The organism is Tenacibaculum sp. TB-53 (genome assembly GCF_059716285.2).
Map to the genome: position 1 here is coordinate 215,938 of NZ_CM202790.1, position 17,711 is coordinate 233,648.

Here is a 17,711-nt window from a genome sequence, read left to right on the forward strand (position 1 = left end):
ATGTTGATAAAGTATTAATTTTTATACTTATGAGTAATATTTAAATAAGTGTTTCTTCTTTTTCCAATTAAATTCAAAGAATCATTTTTTAACTCATATTTAAAACACAGTTCTATGGGTAGCGTATTTTTTCTGGAGTTATAATACTCTCGAATATTACTCTTAGTTTCTTTAAGATTATCTTCTTTAATAGTCAATTTTTTTAAACTATCTTGAATAAAGTTATAGGCTCTATCGGAGTAATGTTTTACTTTTAGCTTTAAATTTTTGTTTTTATCATCGAGTTCTATTTTTCCATAATAGAAATTATCAGATGTATCCCTAACCTTTACTCTATTGTTAAATTCAATATAAAGTTTGTCAATTTTGGTTTTAGTATTTCTTGGGGTAATCTCCCATACTCCAAAAAGCTCGTTTTTAACCATGTATTCTTCTTTGAGGTTATTGATGTGTATATACCCATATAGTATCATACAAGGAATGATTAGAAATTTACCCCAATAAAAAACTTTTAGTTTAGTAGGTATTAATTCAGGAATAAGAGACTCTTTTGAGGTAGATTTTAAAAAGTAGTTTGTCAAGGCTTTCCAATCTGAAAGCAAAAGGAAGAACCCCATGATTGTCAATCTAATTGACATAGGTTTAGCGCCATCAATTTCATAAAAGTAATTTATCAATAAGATATTAACCATGAAACTGAGAAAAAGTATGACTCCAATACGTTCAGTTTTTCTAAATAATAAGAATAAAGCTGATGCTATTTGAACGCCAGCAATGATTAATCCATAAGTTCTAGAATAACCATAATAATGCCAAGTGAGCATTAAACCATTAAAGCTGTTTACATTCTCATCAATGGTTGATGAAAAACCTAAATTAAATTGTGTTTTAAGGATTTTAGCAAATGCATAAGAAAACATTTGAAGGGCAATGTAGTACCTACAAAATACTCTTAATAGATACAAAATATTCTTTTTCGAAAATGTCAATTTTTTTGAATTTAAATTTAAATAATTCTCAAATATATTGACATTCCTATATCACAGCAAATAATTTCCTTTTAAAGCAGTTTGCATGCATTAGCAGAATATATTAGTTAGATTAAGTAAACTTATATGTTTTTAACACAAGTGTAACAAAATTCTAATTAACTCGTCTTTTAAGTATACTAACTAAAAAAGTACTATGAGTTTATTAAGAGTTTTATTAGCAATATTTTTTCCACCGTTGGCAGTGATAGGTAAAGGTTGTGGATCAATTATAATAGTGTTTTTATTAACACTTTGTGGATGGGTCCCAGGAGTTATAGCAGCGCTAATTATATTAAACAATCCAAATTAGTTTTGTGTAATGTAGCAATTTGGTAATTTGAAAATGTATCAATGAAAAAACTCCAATTTGATGAAATCAAATTGGAGTTTTTTTTACGGTCTATTCTCTAGTCTCTGTTTTCTCATTTCTAAGTTTCCTATTCAAGAACCTCTTCAATAATCTTTCCAGAACATCCGTTAGGGAATTCTATCTGTAATAAATTAGAAATCGTTGGAGCAATATCTACAATTTCGTATTTCTTTTTAGAAACACCTTGCTTAATTCCGTTTCCATAAAAAATCATCGGAATGTGTGTATCGTACGAGTATCCAGAACCATGCGTAGTCCCTTTTTTTGAACTACTAGCAATAGTTGACGGATTAGGGATTAAAATAACATCACCCGAAAATTTTTGGTTATAACCGTTTTGTAAAACATGTAAAATTCCGTTAGTAAACGTAGTAGTTTGCATGGTTCTAGCAGTTACCGATTTATAAATCTTTTTATGATTAATAGCTTCATCCGCTATGGTTTGTGCTACGTTTTCATAGTTAAGGTTTAACTCTCTAATCTTATCTTTATTTAAGAAAACTTGGAAGTTAGAAAAGTTTTCAATGATTTCATCCGATTTAAAATGTTTTAAGGTAATTTCATTTAAAAAGTTTTTGAAAGCAACAGGCTTTACATAACCAGCAGGTATTTTTAAAGATTCTAAGTATGAAGGAACTTGCACGGCAGCATGATCGGCAGTTAAGAATAATGTGTAGTTGTCTTTTCCAACCTGTGTGTCTAAAAACTTAAATAAATCAGCTAAATCTTGATCTAAGCGTAAATACGTATCTTCAATTTCTTTAGAAGCTACTCCAAACTGATGTCCAACATAATCGGTTGAAGAATAACTAACCGCTAAAAAGTCGGTGTACTCAGATTTTCCTAAGTTTTCACCAATAATAGCCGCTTTAGCAAAATCAGTTGTGATAGAATTACCAGCAGGAATCCCTTTTATTATACTGTAATTATTATTACTCTTTCTTAACGTTGGAATGTCGTGCGGAAAAACTGGCTTTTCCTCCCCTTTGAAAGTTACTTCAAAGTTATTATCATCATCAATACTTTGGGTATACGTACTAATATCATATAAAGTTTCCCATGGTTTACTTAAATATTCATCAGCTTTTCCAGAAGCATTAAATTCTTGTACCCAAGTTGGTAATTCATTCAAATAAAAAGAAGAAGAAATCCATTGCCCTTTATCACCACCGTCAAACCAATAAGCAGCATTAGCTGTGTGTCCTGCAGGTAAAATAGCTGAGCGATCTTTTATGGCAATACCAATGGTTTTGCCATTCATGTTTTGAGCTAGTTTCAACTGATCGGTTACTGTAGTAGTTAACATTCTGTAAGGAGACTTTTTACCTCCTTCACCGTTATTACCAACAGTGTTGTAGTTATTATCATCAACACAATAAATAGTTTTCTTTAAATATTTATCATACCAATGGTTGCTAATAATTCCATGATTAGTAGGCGTTGTTCCTGTGTAAATAGAAGTATGCCCTACAGCAGTGTAAGTAGGAATATAATTGTAATGAGCGTTTTCTAAAGAGTATCCTTCTCTAAGTAAACGTTTAAAACCGTCGTTACCATATCTATTAGCAAAACGAGTAAGGTAATCGTAACGCATTTGGTCAACAACAACACCAACTACTAGTTTTGGTTTTTGAGTATTTGTTTTTTTATTAACAGAGCAGCTGGTTAAACATATTATAGCTGCTAAAAAAGCTATTTTTCTCATTTTGTTTTTTGAAAATTAAAACTCAAAGGTACATAAAAAGCAAGCTAAAACTTATAAATAAGGCGATGAGTTAATGGTTTTTTAATACTTTAGCAAAAAGAAAAAATATATTTCATTTAATGAATTACATTGAGCATATAGGTAAATACTTTTCAATGCTAAAACAGGTTTTTTCAAAGCCACAAAGAGCAAGAGTATTTCGGGAAGCTTTATTTAGAGAAGTAGATGAGTTGGGGCATAAGTCGATAGGAATTATAGCTTTTATATCGTTTTTTATTGGAGGGGTAATCGCCTTGCAAACAGCATTGAATTTAGAAAGTCCGTTTATACCAAAATCGTTGATTGGTTTTGCAGCAAAACGATCAGTAGTTTTAGAGTTTGCACCTACATTTTGTTCTATTATTTTAGCAGGTAAAGTAGGTTCGTATATAACTTCAAGTATTGGAACTATGCGTGTTACAGAGCAAATTGATGCACTTGAGGTGATGGGAATTAACTCATTAAACTATTTAGTGCTTCCTAAAATAATAGCTACAGTTTTCTTTTATCCGTTTTTAATAATTCTAGGAATGTTTTTAGGAATTTTTGGCGGATGGATGGCAGGGGTATTATCGGGTTTGTTTTCCGGAGCAGATTATATAGCAGGAGTTCAATTAGATTTTGATCCGTTTCTTATAACCTATGCGTTGATAAAAACAGTGGTTTTTGCTTTTTTAATTGCCACAGTGCCTTCCTATCATGGATATTATGTAAAAGGAGGTTCATTAGAAGTTGGAAAAGCAAGTACACAGTCTGTAGTTTGGACTACAGTGCTTATTGTTATAGCGAACTATTTCTTAACTCAAATGTTATTAACCTAATGATAGAAGTAAACAATTTACACAAAGGATTTAATGGTGTTGAGATTTTAAAGGGGATAACAACTTCATTTAAACCAGGAGAAACAAGTTTAATTATTGGTCAGAGTGGTTCAGGTAAAACAGTATTTTTAAAATCATTAATTGGCTTACACACACCAGAGCAAGGAACCATTGTTTATGATGGACTTGCGAATACTGATATGACGATAGAAGATAAACGTCAATTTCGTCAAGAATTAGGAATGGTATTTCAAGGAAGTGCCTTGTTTGATTCTCAAACAGTAGAAGAGAATATAATGTTTCCTTTAAAAATGTTTACCAAACAACCCGAAAGTGAAATGCTAGACAGGGTGAATTTTGTGTTGAACCGTGTAAACTTAGAAAATTCAAATAAAAAGTTTCCTGCTGAATTATCTGGAGGAATGCAAAAACGTGTAGCAATTGCCCGTGCAATTGTAATGAAGCCTAAATATTTGTTTTGTGATGAACCTAATTCAGGTTTAGATCCGCAAACGTCTATTGTTATAGATAACCTAATTCAAGAAATTACCGATGAGTATAAAATTACTACAGTAATAAATACACATGATATGAATTCGGTGATGGAAATAGGAGATAAGATTGTTTTTCTAAAAAATGGAGTCAAAGCATGGGAAGGATCACATAAAGAAATCTTCAAAACAGATAATGAAGCAGTGGTAGATTTTGTGTATTCATCTAATTTATTTAAAAAAGTAAGAAAAGCATACTTAAATGATGTTTAGGTAACTTTCTGTTAATTAATAGGTAACAAAAAACATTAAAAAATTTTCAAAAAAACTTCTAAAAAATGTTTGTGGGAACAATAAAAGCTTCTATATTTGCACCCGCAAACGCAGAATAGCAAAAGCAAAAAATGACCGGGTAGCTCAGTTGGTAGAGCATCTCCCTTTTAAGGAGAGGGTCCTGGGTTCGAGCCCCAGCCCGGTCACTATAAAGCTTCTCTTAATAAATGAGAAGCTTTTTTTAAAAAGCTTTGGGGAGATTCCAGAGCGGCCAAATGGGACGGACTGTAACTCCGTTGTCTTACGACTTCGCAGGTTCGAATCCTGCTCTCCCCACGAAAACTCAATCATATCGATTGAGTTTTTTTGTTTGTATAATTATGTTGTTTAATATTTTTTGTTTTTTGTTAAACATAATGTGTATTTTTGTTAAATCTTAAATATTTTGATATGAAAAAAGTGTTGATATTCTTAGTTTTACTTCAGTCGTTTACTGGAATGTCCCAAAATGAAGGAGGAATTTCAGGGAAGGTTATTGATTCTAAAACAAGAGAAGTGCTTCCTTTTGTAAATATTTTAGTACACGGAACAGAAATAGGGACAGTTTCAAATGAAAATGGAGAGTTTGTATTGAGTAATGTTCCTTTAGGGTACAATAAAATACAAGCATCGTTTGTAGGTTATAAAACGTTAATTTCTGACGAGTATTTAGTTACTAAAGATAATTCGCCATATATAACCTTAGCGTTAATTGAAGATGCAACACAGTTAAAAGAAGTTCAAATACAAGCACCACTATTTAAAGAGTCTGTAGATAGCCCTTTATCGCTTCAAAGTTTGGGTATAGCAGAAATAGAAAAGAACCCAGGAGGTAATAGAGATGTGTTAAAAGTAATTCAGTCTTTTCCTGGTGTAGCCTCTAATCCTGGATTTAGAAATGATATTATTATTAGAGGAGGAGCAACTTCTGAAAATAAGTTTTATTTAGATGGAATTGAAGTTCCTGTAATAAATCATTTTCAAACACAAGGAGCAACTGGTGGACCGGTTGGAATTATGAATGCAGATTTAATTCGTAAGGTAGATTTTTATTCAAGTGCTTTTCCTGCTAATAGGGGTAACTCTTTAAGTTCTGTTATAGAGTTTACTCAAAAAAGAGGAAACCCAAATTCACTAAATACAAGAGCAACTATTGGAACTTCAGACGCAGGAATTACCTTAGATGGTCCATTAGGGAAGAATACGACTTTTATGTTTTCTGCACGTCAATCGTATTTACAGTTTTTATTTAAGTTGATAAAACTTCCTTTTTTACCAACATACAGCGATTTTCAAGTAAATGTTAAATCGCAATTATCAAAAAACAGTGAATTATCAATAGTTGCTTTGGGTGCTATTGATGATTTTGAAATTAATAAAGAGGTAAATGATGGTGAAACAGATTTAGAAACGATAAAGAGAAATAAAGTTATTTTAAATGCTGTTCCCGTAAACAGCCAATGGAATTATACGGTAGGAGCAAGTTATAAGTACTTTGCACCAAACTCAACACACTTGGTTGTGTTAAGTAGGAATGAGTGGAAAAACAAGGCGGTGAAATATTTTTTAAATGAAGAAATACCAGCAAACTTATTGTTAGATTATTCATCTAAAGAGATAGAGAATAAATTACGATATGAAAATAGCTTTGAAACTGTTAACAAAATTGATTTTAACTTAGGTTTTAATCTAGAAACAGCGAGGTATACGAATAGTAATTATCAAAAAAATGCTAATTCAGATGGAGTTATTATTTATAATTTTAATTCAGCCATAGACTTTGTGAAATATGGAGTTTTCGGACAAGTATCAAAAAGATATTTAGATGAAAAGTTAGGAGTTTCTTTTGGTTTTAGAATGGACGGGATTGATTACAATTCAGAAATGAAAAATCCATTTAACCAATTTTCACCACGATTGTCGTTAGGTTATAATTTATCTGAAAAATGGACGGTGAGTTCTTCAGTAGGTCGTTATTATCAATTACCATCGTATACAGTATTAGGATATAAAAACGATATAGGAGAGTTTGAGAATATAAATGGATTGAAGTACATACAATCAGATCATTTTGTAAGTGGATTGAGTTATAAGCCTGATACAAGTTCAAAAATAACTTTTGAAGGGTTTTATAAAGGATATAAAAACTATCCATTTTCAATAAGAAACCAAATAAGTCTAGCAAACTTAGGTGCTGATTTTGGTATTATAGGAAACGAAGCAGTAAGTTCAACCTCTGAGGGTAGAGCATATGGTTTTGAGTTGTTAGCACAAAAGAAATCGTATAGTGGATTGTACGGAATAGCGTCGTATACTTTTGTGAGAAGTGAATTTAAAGATGCACAAGGAGCCTATATTCCCTCAACATGGGATAATAAGCACTTACTAACAATTACAGCAGGTAAAAAATTAAATAGAAACTGGGAAATAGGAACGAAATTTCGATTAGTTGGCGGTAAACCTTATACGCCATACGATTTAGACGCTTCTTCTTTAAAAGATAATTATGATGTGCAAAACGGCGGAATTTTAGATTATACCAAACTAAACACAGAAAGATTAGATACGTATACACAATTAGATATACGTGTAGATAAAACATGGTTCTTAAAAAAAGCGGCTATAAACTTGTATTTAGATGTTCAAAATATATATGCTAGTAGCTCTAAACAGCAACCATTTTTATTACCTATTGAAGATGGAAATGGAAGAGTGACCGATCCTAACGATAGTTCAAGATATTTACTAGAAGAAATAGAAAGTACAACAGGTAGAGCCTTACCTCGTGTAGGTGTTATTGTAGATTTTTAACAGTTTTGAAGTTTAATAGTCTTTTAAAAAGAGTAAATTGCTTGCTTAAATTATCATAAGATTTTTAAATATGAAAAAAATTCTATTAGGAGCAGCATTCACTTTTTTAAGTATAACTTCAACTTCAGCACAAAAATATCAATTCTCAACAATAAAAGACATTGAAGATACAGAAGTAAAAAGCCAAGGAAGAACAGGAACATGTTGGAGCTTTTCTACAACCTCTTTTTTAGAATCAGAAATTATTAGATTGACAGGTAAAAGCATTGATTTATCTGAAATGTATACGGTTCGCAACACGTATTCAGATAAAGCAAATAATTACTTATACCGCCAAGGAAAAGCACAATTTAGCGAAGGAGGTTTGGCACATGATGTTATTAATTCTGTAGAAAAATACGGATTAGTACCTGAGCAAGTTTTTACTGGTTTAGATTTAGGACAAGATAGACATAATCACGCTGAAATGATTGCGGTATTAAAATCGATGTTGGATGCTTATATCAAAAATCCAGCAGGAGAATTAAGTCCAAAGTGGAAGCAATCAGTAGAAAGTGTTTTGGATGTATACTTAGGAAAAAATAAAAAGGAATTTACTTTTGAAGGAAAAAAATATACTCCTAAAACGTTTGCAGAGTATGTAAAAATAGATCCTTCAAACTATGTAACGATTAGTTCTTTTGAGCATGCAAAAAAATATGATCAATTCATCTTAAATATTCCAGATAATTTTTCAAACGGAGCATTTTATAATGTTTCTTTAGATGAATTAGTTGCAGTAACAGAAAACGCAATTAAAAAAGGATACACCGTAGAGTTAGACTGTGATGTTTCAGAAAAAACATTTTCATCAAAAAATGGAGTAGCAATAATTCCTGCAAGTAGTACAGAAAATGAAAAAGCACTAACAGAAATAGTTGAAGAAAGAACTGTTACACCAAGTTTACGTCAAGCAGAATTTGAAAACTTTAATACAACGGACGATCACTTAATGCATATTGTAGGTTTGGTAAAAGATCAAAAAGGAAATACCTATTTTAAAGTAAAGAACTCTTGGGGTAAAAATCAAGGAAATCAGGGGTATGTATATATGTCAGTTCCTTATTTTAAATTAAAAACAATATCTGTTTTATTACATAAAGATGCAGTTTCACCGAATTTAAAAAGTAAGTTAAAGATTTAATAGTTTTTAAACATTACTATAAAAATTAGTAGAACTTCAATAATAAATATAGGGCTTTTGGTAATACTCAAAAGCCCTATATTTTTGGATTTGTAACTAAATATGGTTTACGTATATTTTAATAACGTTCTGAAATTACTGTATTTTTGAAACTCAAAAAAAATGTTGCACGTCACAACTAACATTTAAATTAAAAACATATAAAATTAATATATGAAATCCTTTTTTACAATTGCTTTATTATTGTGTTGTATAACTATAGCTAAAGCTCAAAAAGACACACTTTGGTTAGATAAAAACTGGAAAGAAACCAATAAAGAAAATGCTTCTTTTTATAGAAACCCTATACAAAAGGAGGGAAAACTATATCGTGTTAATGACTTTTATATTGATGGTACATTACAAATGACAGGACTTTCTAAGTATAAAGATAGTATTTATTTGCAACAAGCCTTTTGGTATACTAAAGAAGGAAAACTTATAAAGAAAATGAGTTTTGATGATAAGCAACTAAAAGGAATATCTACTTATTATACAGAAAGTAAGGACAAAAAAACGACTATAGCAATCGAAGAGGTTACCTACGAGAATGGAAAAATAACAAAAAGAATATTTTTTGAAGGAGATAAAAATGATATTCGTTATGAGCATTACTATGATAAAGGAAAAATAACTAAAGAAATATATTATGGTAAAAAAGGAAAAAAAATAGGACAGATAACTTATGATAAAAGAGCATATAGAGAAGGGAAAAAAGTAAGCTATTATTATAACCCAATGAGTGTTAAATATATTGCAGAATATGAACAAGGAAATCCAGTTTTTACACAATACTTTTATCATAATGGAATTACTCGTAATCGTTTTAATAAAAGTACTTTAACAGAAACATTTTATGATGAACAAAACACCAAGTTAGGGGCTATACAATACAAGTATGAAGAAGAATTAAATTATAAAACTCCTTATGAAGGAAAGAAATACTTGTTTTTTTTCACCAAGACAGCAGTGGTAAAAAAAATAAATACTTATGAAAAAGGAAAATTAAAAAAGGTTGAAACATTTAACAAACAAGGTATTCTAATTAAAAAAGAAGAATTTGGAGATAAAAGGAACCTTGTTAAGGTAATAAGCTACGATGATCAAGGTACTCAAATAGGGGTGTTAGAACAAATAAATGATAAATTAGAAGGTAGAGTTGTAAAAAATAAAGGAGGTAATAAACAAGATATTACTTACAAAAATGGAATAGCAGAAGAAGTAGTAGAATATTATAAAGATACTACATTGGTATTTTCGCATTTAAAAAATTCGGAAATTACCTATTATGATATTTCAGGAAAGAAGTTAGGAAGACTAAAAGTAAAGCTAAAAGAAGGTTATTATAACTCTAGAGCTTTAGAAGCAGGTTATTACTCGCCAACTCCTATTGAAGGTACTCTGTATAAGAAAAACTATCGAAACAAAATTTCAGAAAAAGAGAGCTTTAAAGATGGAGAAGTAGTAGAAAGAACAAAGTATGATTATAAAGAAGATAACGCTCTTTATAAAGAAACAAGATTCTACGAAGATGGAAGTTTATCAAAAATCATTAGCTACTATATTAATGGAGGAAAAAAAAGTGAAGTAATCTATAAACTTAATTCGTACAGAAAAAAGTTAACAGCAATTTATTACGATAAAAGCGGAAAAGTTATCGCTAATTATAACTTTATAACTAAAACAGGAACAGAATACAAGTATTTCTATAAAACAGATCAAATAGAAGAAGTTAAAGAGTTAAATAAAGGAAAACTTATAAAATCAAAAAGATATCAAAAAGTATATAACTCAAGGAATAATGAATATGTTTTAAGAGAAGATATAGATGTTAATTCGGAAGCTAAATTTTACTCTAAAGAAGGAAAATTAATAGGGCAAGCGACTTTTACCAATCAAAAACCTACAGGGGTTATGTATGATTATAAAGATCGAATAGAAATAAATGTAAAAAATGGATTAAAGGAAGGAGTTTATAAAAAGTTTGAATACGACGAAAAAACTTTAAAGGAAACTGGAAATTACGTTAACGATAAAAAGCATGGAACTTTTATTTATTATAAAAGAGGTAAAAAACAAAAAGAAGAAAATTATTACGAAAATAAAAAAGAAGGATATAGTATTTATTATGATGAAAAAGGTAAAGAAATATCTCGATTATTATATAAGAAAGGAAAGCCTTTTGAAGGGCAAAAGAATGACCTTTATGGAACCAAAAAAACATATAAAAATGGTGCTCTAGTAAAGAAAATAGAACAAAATAAAAATCAAAAAATAATTACCGAATATATATCAGAAAAAGAAACGAGTACCACTGTTTACAATATGCAAAACCAGCTGCTATTAACGTATAAGGAATTAAATAACCAATTAGAAGGAGAAGTTGTTCAATATGAAAAAAACAAACCTAAATATACTGCAGTTTTCTCAAAAGGTAAATTAGTAACAGGAATAGTATATTTAAAAGCCAACTCTAGATATCAATCTGAAGTATACTTAAAAATGAGTAAAGTAGACGAAATTATAACAATACAAACATATAACGAGGAAGGAAAGCTACTCTTTACAGGAGAAATAAACCCTAGCTTATACAAAGAGTACTCTGAACAAATATTACCATATAAACTGGGTATCAGAGAAATAGTTTATAATAACGATTTATTTATTTTAGAGTAACCTTAATTTTTTTAGTGAGGTTATTAAAAAAGATTAGTCTTTGTTACGAAATTATTTAGGTAAACTAAAATAGTTTGTCTCTCAGAGTTTTTTAGCCTTTACTAATTACTGAATTTCGTATCTTTCCAAAGTTAACAAAAATTAGAATTTATGGAAGAAAATAAACAAGAAGCAGCAGCGGAGCAATCGAAGCAAGCGATACAGCAAGATGCAAAAGGTTTATGGGAAAAAGTAAAAAAGTTTATTTTAGAGTTACTCGATTTTAGAGATGATACAGACCAAGAAGCAACAATAGAAGCAATAAAAAGTGATATTTCTTTTAAAGGAGCCACAGCTTGGATTTTAATCTGTTCTATTTTTGTGGCATCTATTGGTTTAAATGCAAACTCAACAGCAGTAGTAATTGGAGCCATGTTAATATCTCCACTAATGGGACCTATTTTAGGAGTAGGAATGTCTATTGCTATTAATGATATTGACACATTACGAAAATCGTTAATAAACTTAGCAACTATGATTGTATTGAGCTTATTAACTGCATTTCTATTTTTCTTTATATTTCCACTTCGTGAAGAAACTTCGGAGTTATTAGGTAGGGTAAGACCAGATATTCGAGATGTATTAATAGCTTTTTTTGGTGGTTTAGCATTAATTATTGCACGAACCAAAAAAGGAACAATTGCTTCTGTAATCTTTGGTGTAGCAATTGCAACAGCTTTAATGCCGCCTTTGTGTACTGCAGGGTATGGTTTGGCAATAGGTAATTTTGACTACTTTCTTGGTGCGATGTACTTGTTTACAATTAATACTATTTTTATCGCTTTAGCAACTTTCTTAGTATTAAAACTGTTAGGTTTTACTATGATTCGTTATGTAAACTCAGCTAAACGTAAAAGAATAGCGCAAATAGCATCTTTTATAGCCTTTTTAGTAATGGTTCCAGCGGTATTTACTTTTGTAGGAGTGTATAATGAGAGTGTAATAGACGCAAACTATAAAAGGTTTTTAAAAGCAAAAGTATACGATAATCCTAACTTATGGCTACAGCGTGAAAGACTAGAAGTTAAAGATAAAACAATAAGCTTGTTTTTTAATGGTGATGTAAGTGATGCAACAGAGTCATTTTTACGTAACGAATTAAAGGCTTTTCCTAAAATAGATTCTTATTCTTTAGTTATAAATGAAAATAAAGCTAAAAGTGTTGATAGAGTAGTAGATGCTTATGATAGAGCTGTAAAAGAATTGGATGAAAAAGACAATGTTATAAAAGGTTTACATATGGAGATTGATGATTTAAAAAGAACCATATCTAATTTAAATCAAACGATTGAACAACAAGCTTTATATAGAGATAAGAATTCAATTCCTTTTAGTAAAATTAGTACAGAGGCAAAAATTAGATTCAATGATATAAAAGAAATGAGTTTAGCTAAAGTTCTATCTTCAAGCGACTTTATAAAAGTAGATACAGCAACAGTAGTATCAGTAAAATGGAATGCAAAGTTAAAGGACTCTATTCTTGTAAAAAATGAAAACGAATTGAGAAGTTGGATACAGAAAGAGTTGAAAACAGACAAAGTACAAATAAGAAGAAACTAAAATAAAAAACCGAGCAAATAGCTCGGTTTTTTTTGATTACTTGTTAGAGAAGTATAGTAAATAAAATATTACTTATACTTATTAAGACACTATAATTCCAAAAGAGTCACAAATAAAAAGTAATAGTAAATCTAAAGTTTATTAAAGTATAGGCTTTTAATTATTCCGTCAGAAAGCCCAATTTTAGGAACGTATATTTTTCTTGCACCACTCCACTTCATGGCAGATAAGTATATTTTTGTAGCAGGAATAATTACATCGGCTCTATCAGGGTTTAAACTTAATTCCGAGATTCGTTCATGATAACTCATCTTTTTTAAGAATTGGTACTGAGCATTAAGATAAATGTATGAAATAGGTTTACCACTATCTCTACCAGACATTTTAAATAGCTTATTAATATTTCCTCCAGAACCAATTAAAGAAATACGTTTATAGTCACCAGTATTTTCTTCAATCCATTTTTGAACCTTTTTAAAAAGCGCTTTATTTTCAGGTTTTGTATTATTAAGTAAACGTACAGTACCTATTTTAAAAGATTTAGAGTTAATAATTTTTCCTTTAGAAAACAAAGTAAACTCTGTACTCCCCCCACCAACATCAACATATAAGTAAGTAGCATCAGATTCTATTAATTGATTTAAATCTGTTGAAGAAATTATAGCTGCTTCTTTTTTTCCGTCAATAATATCAATCTTAACATCAGTATTTTCTAAAATAGTAGCGGCAACTTCTTCTCCATTTTCAGCTTCTCTCATTGCTGAGGTAGCACAGGCTTTGTATTTTTCAACACCATGAATTTTCATGATTAATTTAAAGGCTTGCATTGCATCAAGCATTCTTTGAGTATTCGCCTCTGATATTTTTCCAGAAACAAAAGCGTCCGCTCCTAAACGAATAGGAACACGAACTAAGGATGATTTTTTAAATTGTGGTTCTTTATTTTTTTCTTCAATAACGTTGGCTACTAATAACCTTACTGCATTAGATCCTATATCAATAGCGCCGTACTTCTTTATCTTCAAAATGTACTAATTTATCTATGGTTTTTAGGAAACTCGACTAAAACTGTGTTTCCTTTTTTAATATCTTTCCAATGCTTTGTATCAAACTCTATTCCAACAACCCCACAAGTAGTTACATGTGCAATAGGTTTGTTTCCAAATTTATTTACAAAACTATTTATACCATGGTCGTGGCTAAAAACAATAGCACTGTTAAAGCTATCGTCAAGAGCTTTTACTGTTTTTACTAAATAACCATCACTAAAGCTATACAATTGACGTTTTATTTTAAGATTGGATAAAGGATATCCAAAGTTCTCACAAAAAATAACAGCTGTATGAAGTGCTCTGTTGGCACTACTAGAAAGAAATACGTCAGGTCTTTTTATTTCTTCCGCTAGGTACTTAGATAAAAGATGGGCATCGTTAATACCACGTTCTTTTAAAGGTCTGTCAATATCTTTAACGCTCTCATATTTCCATGATGATTTTGCGTGACGAACAATATAAAGTGTTTTCATTTAATTATAAAAAGCTATGTAAATATAAAACTAAGGAGCTAAACGTTCAAGTTTCCAAGAAAAATCTTTTTGTAAGGTGTATCGAATGCGATCGTGCATACGGTTAGGGCGCCCTTGCCAAAACTCAATAGAAACTGGTTTTACTAAAAAACCACCCCAATGTTTAGGTCTAGGGATTTCTTGATTCTCAAACTTTTTTTCAAAAGAAGCAAGATTGTTATCCAGCTCATTACGAGAGGTAACTACTTCACTTTGATTAGAAGCCCAAGCACCTAATTTACTTCCATCTGGTCTCGATTCAAAATACCCGTCAGACAAATTCTCAGCAAGCTTCTCAGCCTTTCCTTTAATGATAATTTGTTGTTCTAAACCAGCCCAAAAAAAAGATAGGCATACATGATTGTTATTTAAAATAGCCTTTCCTTTCTCTGAATTGTAATTGGTATAAAAAATAAAACCTTCCCAAGTGTATTTTTTTAATAAAACAACCCTGCTTTTTGGAAAGCCATCTAACCCGATAGACGCAATCGTCATAGCATTTGCTTCCTCTACCATTTCAGATTCATCTGCAACAAAAAACCAATCCCTAAACAATTCAATAGGATTCTTAGGACAATTATTCTCTAGTAACTCTCTTTTTTCGTAAGATTTTCTATAGTCACTTAAATCGTGTGCCATTATTGTTAATTTATACTATGTAAAAGTACAACTTTATCAAAAGTATTGTAGGCCTTACATATTAAAATTTAGCAAGATTTGAATAAATAAAAGCAAGAAAGGTAAAATAAGGAGAGTTAAGTAATCTTAGTTTTGATTTGCAAAACAATTCATCCGTAAAATTATACAGTTGAGTATTTCTTTTTGTGTTAAAGATTGAAAAGAAAGCAGTTTTGTGGTGTCAAAAACGAACAAAATGAAACATTTATTACTTATTGTATGTTTTTTAACGCATACATTATTAATTGCACAAACTACTATTAAAGGAAAAGTAACTGATACTAAAGGAAATCCTATTGAAGGAGCAAATGTATATTTAGAGGAAACTTATGACGGAACTTCGTCTGACGAAAAAGGAAACTTCTCTTTTACAACTTCAGAAGAAGGAGAACAAACATTAACAGTGTCTTTTATTTCTTTTGAAACGTATATAAAAACAGCTGAAGTATCAACGTTTAAAAATTTAAAAATAATACTTCGTGAAGATGTAAATACGTTGGATGCAGTAACTATAAATGCTGGAACTTTTGAAGCCGGAGATAACGCCAAAGTAACAGCGTTAAAACCTTTAGATGTAGTAACCACCGCAAGCGCACTGGGAGATTTTGTTGGAGCCTTGCAAACCTTGCCAGGGACTTCTTCGGTTAGTGAAGATGGACGTTTGTTTGTGCGTGGAGGTGAGGCGGAGGAAACACAAATTTTTATAGATGGAGTTCGAGTGTTTACTCCGTATAGTCCTTCGGCACGTAACATTCCTACACGTGGTCGATTTTCTCCGTTTTTATTTAAAGGAATTACGTTTTCAACAGGAGGATATTCAGCAGAATACGGTCAAGCATTGTCAAGTGTTTTATTACTAAACACGAATGACGAAGCAGTAAAAGAGAAGACAGATATCTCACTAATGACAGTTGGTTTAGGAGTAGGAAACACTCAGATATTTGGAAAAAGCTCACTAAGTGTGAACGCATCCTATATCAATTTAGCACCCTATCAAAAATTATTTCCCGATAGGAATACTTGGAATAAGCCAGTGCAATCATTAAACGGTGAAGCTGTATATCGTTTTAGATTTAAAAATGAGTCTTTGTTGAAGTTGTACGGAGCTTATAGTTATACTGATTTTGATATGATTCAAGAGGATATTAATTATGAAGATGGATTTCGTTTTGGGTTGAAAAATAGAAACTTGTATTTCAATGGATCTTATAAACAACATTTAGCTAATAACTGGACAGTTACAGGAGGAGTATCGTTTACTAATGATAATTCAAAGATAAACATATTGGATGATAAGGTTGTAGATAATGAAAACTCAGCTCATGTTAAGGCAACGTTGAAAAAGAGATTTTCAAACCGATTTAAACTGAATTTTGGTGCAGAATATTTTATAACCGATTTCTCTGAAGATTATAGAAGTGAAACGAATGGAAATACTACGTACGGATTTGACAATAATATCTTTGGAAGTTTTATTGAAGCAGATATCTTTTTTAGTAAAAAGTTAGCAACGAAAGTAGGAGTACGCATGGAAAACTCTGAATTGTTAGATGAGTTCACCATTTCACCAAGGGCTTCTATAGCTTATAAACCAGGAGAAAATGCACAGTTTTCATTTGCTTACGGACGCTTTTATCAAAATCCTAAAAATGAATACCTAAAATTCAACACGCAATTTAAAGCAGAGAATACTTCTCATTTTATAGCAAATTATCAGTATGTTAAAAACAAACAAATTTTAAGAATAGAAGGATATTATAAAAAGTATCAAGATTTAGTAAAATATGATACTGATAGAGCATTACCCTATTCAAATTTCTCAAACTTAGGAGAAGGGTATTCAAAAGGAATAGATATTTTTTGGAGAGATAATAAAAATGTAAAAAACACAGATTATTGGGTTTCCTATTCGTTTTTAGATACTGAAAGAGATTATAAAAACTACCCAGTAAAAGCTACACCAAACTTTGCATCAAAACACAACTTATCAGTCGTAGCAAAACATTGGATTGCAGATTGGAAAAGTCAAGTAGGAATGAGTTATAATTTTGCATCTGGACGAAGTTATACAAACCCTAATAAAGGTGGGTTTCTGAATCAGAAAACTAAAAATTATAATTCTGTAAGCTTAAATTGGGCATACTTAATTAGTCAGCAAAAAATCTTGTATTTCTCAGTAAATAATGTTTTAGGAACACAAAATGTGTTTGGATATAATTATAAAAACACACCAAATCCAGCTGGGACTTTTAATCGACAAGCTATAATACCATCAGCGGATAGTTTCTTCTTTGTAGGGTTCTTTTGGACGATTAGTGATAATAAAAAGGACAACCAGTTAAATAACTTATAACAACAATTCAGTAATTAAAAATAACGATTCAGTATTCTT

At 30.5% G+C, this 17,711-nt stretch carries 13 protein-coding genes and 2 tRNA genes; 10 read left to right on the forward strand and 5 right to left on the reverse strand.

The genetic code is table 11. The annotated features are described in order from the left end of the window. Positions 1–14: 14 nt before the first annotated feature. Positions 15–920 (reverse strand): hypothetical protein, encoded by a 906-nt coding sequence (locus tag AC3VJB_RS01060; protein WP_053056737.1) that lies wholly within the window; start codon positions 918–920, stop codon positions 15–17. A gap of 265 nt (positions 921–1,185) precedes the next feature. Between AC3VJB_RS01060 and AC3VJB_RS01065 the strand changes: the two genes are divergently transcribed. Continuing rightward, positions 1,186–1,341 carry a YqaE/Pmp3 family membrane protein gene (locus tag AC3VJB_RS01065; protein ID WP_073184478.1) on the forward strand — a complete coding sequence of 52 codons (156 nt, stop codon included), beginning with the start codon at positions 1,186–1,188 and terminating at the stop codon, positions 1,339–1,341. A 127-nt stretch (positions 1,342–1,468) separates the two neighbouring features. Here AC3VJB_RS01065 and pafA read toward each other — a convergent pair whose 3' ends face one another. Beyond that, positions 1,469–3,106: an alkaline phosphatase PafA gene (gene pafA / locus AC3VJB_RS01070; RefSeq protein WP_497666636.1), complete on the reverse strand. Its 1,638-nt coding sequence runs from the start codon at positions 3,104–3,106 to the stop codon at positions 1,469–1,471. A 119-nt stretch (positions 3,107–3,225) separates the two neighbouring features. Here pafA and AC3VJB_RS01075 point away from each other — a divergent pair, with 119 nt between their 5' ends. From AC3VJB_RS01075 to AC3VJB_RS01110, 8 genes are all read left to right on the forward strand, one after another. Further along, positions 3,226–3,966 (forward strand): MlaE family ABC transporter permease, encoded by a 741-nt coding sequence (locus AC3VJB_RS01075; protein WP_437824030.1) that lies wholly within the window; start codon positions 3,226–3,228, stop codon positions 3,964–3,966. Further along, the gene (locus tag AC3VJB_RS01080; RefSeq protein ID WP_047790135.1) at positions 3,966–4,730 is read left to right on the forward strand and encodes an ABC transporter ATP-binding protein; all 765 of its coding nucleotides are present in this window, start codon (positions 3,966–3,968) and stop codon (positions 4,728–4,730) included. Before AC3VJB_RS01075 ends, AC3VJB_RS01080 begins: the two co-directional genes overlap by 1 nt. A gap of 133 nt (positions 4,731–4,863) precedes the next feature. Beyond that, positions 4,864–4,936 (forward strand) — tRNA-Lys (locus tag AC3VJB_RS01085). A 47-nt stretch (positions 4,937–4,983) separates the two neighbouring features. After that, positions 4,984–5,066: transfer RNA gene (locus tag AC3VJB_RS01090), tRNA-Tyr, on the forward strand. Positions 5,067–5,180: 114 nt separating this feature from the next. Further along, on the forward strand, positions 5,181–7,580 hold the full coding sequence (locus AC3VJB_RS01095) for a TonB-dependent receptor (RefSeq protein ID WP_437824034.1): 2,400 nt from the start codon (positions 5,181–5,183) through the stop codon (positions 7,578–7,580). Between the two features lie 70 nt (positions 7,581–7,650). After that, the gene (locus tag AC3VJB_RS01100; protein ID WP_437824036.1) at positions 7,651–8,763 is read left to right on the forward strand and encodes a C1 family peptidase; all 1,113 of its coding nucleotides are present in this window, start codon (positions 7,651–7,653) and stop codon (positions 8,761–8,763) included. Positions 8,764–8,976: 213 nt separating this feature from the next. Then, entirely contained in the window at positions 8,977–11,478 is a 2,502-nt protein-coding gene (locus AC3VJB_RS01105) for a toxin-antitoxin system YwqK family antitoxin (protein ID WP_497666637.1), read from the forward strand. Positions 11,479–11,628: 150 nt separating this feature from the next. Beyond that, positions 11,629–13,077 carry a DUF389 domain-containing protein gene (locus AC3VJB_RS01110; protein WP_047790139.1) on the forward strand — a complete coding sequence of 483 codons (1,449 nt, stop codon included), beginning with the start codon at positions 11,629–11,631 and terminating at the stop codon, positions 13,075–13,077. A 131-nt stretch (positions 13,078–13,208) separates the two neighbouring features. Here the strand turns inward: AC3VJB_RS01110 and AC3VJB_RS01115 are convergent, their stop codons facing one another. From AC3VJB_RS01115 to pdxH, 3 genes are read right to left on the reverse strand one after another with little or no spacing between them, the layout of a single operon-like run. Next, positions 13,209–14,105: a Ppx/GppA phosphatase family protein gene (locus AC3VJB_RS01115; RefSeq protein ID WP_073184470.1), complete on the reverse strand. Its 897-nt coding sequence runs from the start codon at positions 14,103–14,105 to the stop codon at positions 13,209–13,211. Positions 14,106–14,113: 8 nt separating this feature from the next. Further along, positions 14,114–14,602 carry a SixA phosphatase family protein gene (locus AC3VJB_RS01120; protein ID WP_047790141.1) on the reverse strand — a complete coding sequence of 163 codons (489 nt, stop codon included), beginning with the start codon at positions 14,600–14,602 and terminating at the stop codon, positions 14,114–14,116. Between the two features lie 30 nt (positions 14,603–14,632). After that, positions 14,633–15,280: a pyridoxamine 5'-phosphate oxidase gene (pdxH, locus tag AC3VJB_RS01125; protein WP_047790142.1), complete on the reverse strand. Its 648-nt coding sequence runs from the start codon at positions 15,278–15,280 to the stop codon at positions 14,633–14,635. 235 nt (positions 15,281–15,515) lie between these two features. On the opposite strand from pdxH, the gene AC3VJB_RS01130 reads away from it, so the two are divergent. After that, a complete protein-coding gene (locus AC3VJB_RS01130) occupies positions 15,516–17,672 on the forward strand; it encodes a TonB-dependent receptor (RefSeq protein WP_437824041.1) in 2,157 nt (718 codons plus the stop codon). Positions 17,673–17,711 lie beyond the last annotated feature (39 nt).